Annotated in this window: 3 protein-coding genes; 1 reads left to right on the forward strand and 2 read right to left on the reverse strand. The window is 29.7% G+C overall.

Going from position 1 to position 3,619, the window contains the following annotated elements:
• On the forward strand, positions 1-1,213 hold a 1,213-nt coding region (locus FWJ34_RS18740), incomplete at its 5' end, for an ion transporter (protein WP_308256850.1).
• Positions 1,214-1,256: 43 nt separating this feature from the next.
• On the opposite strand, the gene FWJ34_RS18745 is transcribed toward FWJ34_RS18740, so the two are convergent.
• Positions 1,257-2,012, reverse strand: coding sequence for a sulfite exporter TauE/SafE family protein (locus FWJ34_RS18745; protein ID WP_308256851.1), 756 nt, complete (start codon positions 2,010-2,012; stop codon positions 1,257-1,259).
• 255 nt (positions 2,013-2,267) lie between these two features.
• Positions 2,268-3,275, reverse strand: coding sequence for a succinate dehydrogenase/fumarate reductase iron-sulfur subunit (locus FWJ34_RS18750; protein WP_308256852.1), 1,008 nt, complete (start codon positions 3,273-3,275; stop codon positions 2,268-2,270).
• Positions 3,276-3,619: the final 344 nt, after the last annotated feature.

The following is a 3,619-nucleotide window of genomic DNA, read 5'->3' on the forward strand; positions in this document are numbered from 1 at the left end:
AGATATATTTTTAAATTTTTTTACTTCTTATCGTTCTAATGGCGAAGAAATTACGAAAATTAAACAAACTAAAAATCATTATTTAAAAACGTTTTTTATTGTTGATATATTGGCTAATATTCCTTTTGATGGTTTATTCTTATCTTTAGGAGAAATAACTATCGATAAAATACCTTTATTTTTAATTTTAAGAATTTTCCGTCTTTTAAGAATTGTCAGACTCGTGTTGATTTTTCATCGTTGGGAAAGTTATAGTCATATTAATCCAGGTTATATAAGGATTAGTAAATTATTTATTATAGTTATTATTCTTACCCATTGGATTGCTTGTATTTGGTTTTTTTTAGCCTTTATTGATAATTTTCCTCCTGATTCTTGGGTTGTCATTTTAAAAATTGAGAATGCTTCTGTTTCCCGACAATATATTCATTCCCTTTATTGGGCAGTAACAACTATGACTACTATTGGCTACGGTGATATTACTCCTCATCGAGATATTGAATATTTAGCCACAACTATTATTATGATTGTCGGAGCTTCTACTTACGCTTTTATTATCGGTAATATTGCTTCTCTTTTTAGTAATCTTGATTCCGCTAAAATTACCCATAAAAATAAAATTGAGGCTTTAACACAGTTTTTAGCATATCATCATGTTCCAAAACCATTGATTTTTCAACTAAGAAACTATTATGATTATCTATGGGAGCGTCATCGAGGTTTACCAGAAAAAAATTTTTTTGATGATTTGCCTCTACATTTTCATTTAGATATTCTTCAACATATTACAGGGGATTTATTGGAAAAAGTAATATTATTTCAATATTGTTCTCCACGTTTAAGAAATGTGTTACTTATCGCCCTAAAATTCCAAACATACCCACCGAATAGTTATGTCGTAAGAGAAGGTGATTTAGGAGAAGCAATTTATTTTATTTCCTTGGGTAAACTTGAAATTTTATCAGAACAGGAATCTCACTTTCAATGTATATTAGAAACCGGAGAATATTTTGGGCATATATCTTTAATTTTTAAGGAAAAACTAACCGCATCTGTCAAAACTTTAACTTATTGTGAAATTTTTATTTTAAGTAAAGAACAATTTAATTATATTAAAAATGAGTATCCAGAATTTAAAGATGTTTTGGAAAAATCAGCCTCAGAAAATACAGAAAAAATGTCACAACTAATCTTAGAAGGGTTAATACTCTAAAAATGAAGATAATTAGTAATGAGTAGTTGAAAGCTAAAACCTTTTAAGTTAACCACTGTAGTATATTTCTGCCGGCAAGAATAATTACAGTAACAATGAAAATTCTTCTTAACCATAGATTACTCATTTTTAAGGCAAATTTTGCCCCTATCATCGCCCCAAAAAACATCGTTATTCCTAAAATTATGCCTAATTTATAGTCAACTAATCCTTGAGTTGCAAAAATTAATGTTGCAATTAAAGAAGAAAAAATATTTAATACTTTTGTTACTGCCACTGCTTCTACAAATGTCATGTTTAAAAAAGCAACAAACGCAGCCGTAAGAGTTGTAACATAACCCCCACTAAAAAATCCGCCATAAATACCCAACCCAAAAGTTAAAGCATAACCAATTTTTTCCGCCCATGGGGAAGGTTTTTCAATCTTTTCTACCCCTTTATCTCTATTGGTGACAGAAAATATTAGCACTGCAATCATTGAAATAGAAATGAGTAAAGGCATGGTTTTTGAGGGTATAACTATTACCAATAATGCTCCTAAAATTGAGCCAATAACCGTTAAAACTGAGAGTAAGGGTAAGTCTTTTCGGTTTAATAAATCTCCTTTTAAAAAAGGAATTGTACCGCCAATACTCATAAATATTAACGCAAACATATTTGTGGCGATCGCATTTGCTGGTTCAAAATTAAACTCTAGCATAGCAGGAACTGTAATTAATGAGTTACTCCCCGTAACGACACCAATAATACTAGTAAACAAAAAAATGCCAATTAAAAAGATTAATTCTGTAGTAGTCAAAATAAAAATTCCTAGAAAAGTTGTCTTGATGATCTTTTAACTCTTAATTGTATTGTATTTTATTTTGATGGCAACTAAAATTTATTTATGATCAAATATCTGAAAAAACTTTTCAGGAAAAATTGATAATATCAGTAAGTAGAATTAATTGTGGATTTTATTTTTCCCAACTCATTGACAACAATGGATTTAAACCCATTGCCTATATACAATTAATTTTATATTACAATATACTGCTCACAGAAAGATTTTTTTTTATTCTACAACTATATTATTTAACACAGAATGATCTTTTTGTACCGCAGAAATGAGCGACCGCACTTCTTTCACGCCTTGGGAAGGTTGAAAATGAAAAGGAAATTTACCTGAAGATAATAAACGGAATCCCAAAGGTGCGATACTTAATAAACCTTGAACATCACGAAAATAATTACCCACTACCATAACCCCAAATTTACGCTCATCAATCCAGCCATCCTGTTTGACTAAATCAATTAAAACTTTTCGATGACGAATAGGGCGACTGGAATTAAGATCTTTTTTTGCTAAAATTGCTCCTTTTATTTTACTAATTTGATCTAGTGGTGCAACATCCATCGGACAAACTTCATTACATAAATAACAACGAGTACAACCCCAAACACCACTATCTTGATCATCATATTTTTCTAGCCTATTTTCTCTGTCATCATCACGAGAATCTGCCACCAAACGATAACTTTTTGCCAAGGCATGAGGACCAACAAAAAGAGGATTTACTTCCTTAGCATTACAATCAGAATAACAAGCACCACACATGATACAATTACCGGTTTGTTCTAATAATTTTCGTTGATCTGGGGTTTGTAAAAACTCTTTTTCTGGAATATTTCTACTGCTAGTACTTATATAAGGTTCAATAGTTTCTAAATCTTGCCAAAAATTAGTCATATCCACAACTAAATCTTTAATAACAGGCAAATTATTAAGAGGAGAAATGATCATTTCGGGGGGATTTTCCCCTAGGGGGGGATCAATATTTTTTAACTCACTAGCAATATTTTCTTTACAAGCTAAAGCGGAACGACCGTTAATTCTCATGGTACAACTACCACAGATAGTATTGCGGCAATTTTTACGATAGGTCAAACTTCCATCTAATTCCCATTTTATTTTATTTAAACATTCTAAAATTGTATTGCTAGGGTTAACATCTAAAGTGTAACTTTGAAATTTTGGAGTGAAATTCAGTTTTTGACGAAGAATTTTAAAAGTAACTTTCATTTTAATAGGCTAAATTATTAATTAACTTATTTTTATTGTCGTCTGTTAATTTAGAACTGACAAGAGCATTTTCCTGAAAAATTGTAAAATTATATTACTTACTTATTTTATTTTTATACTATTAATTAAGTCTTGGTGCTAAAAAATAACAATGGTTAACTATTTTTTTGAAGAGCTATGCAGATAAAAAGTGAACTTAGCATGGTAAATTAATAATAATCTTGAAAAAAAAAGTTTCAAAAAGATGATTAAATGATCTTTTTTTGTTATCATAAATTATTGTAAGAAATAAAATTAAGAAACAGGAAATAATAATAATATGAGCGAAGCAGTGCCTACTCCCT

The sequence above is a fragment of the Geminocystis sp. GBBB08 genome (assembly GCF_016743215.1).
GTDB lineage: Bacteria > Cyanobacteriota > Cyanobacteriia > Cyanobacteriales > Cyanobacteriaceae > Geminocystis.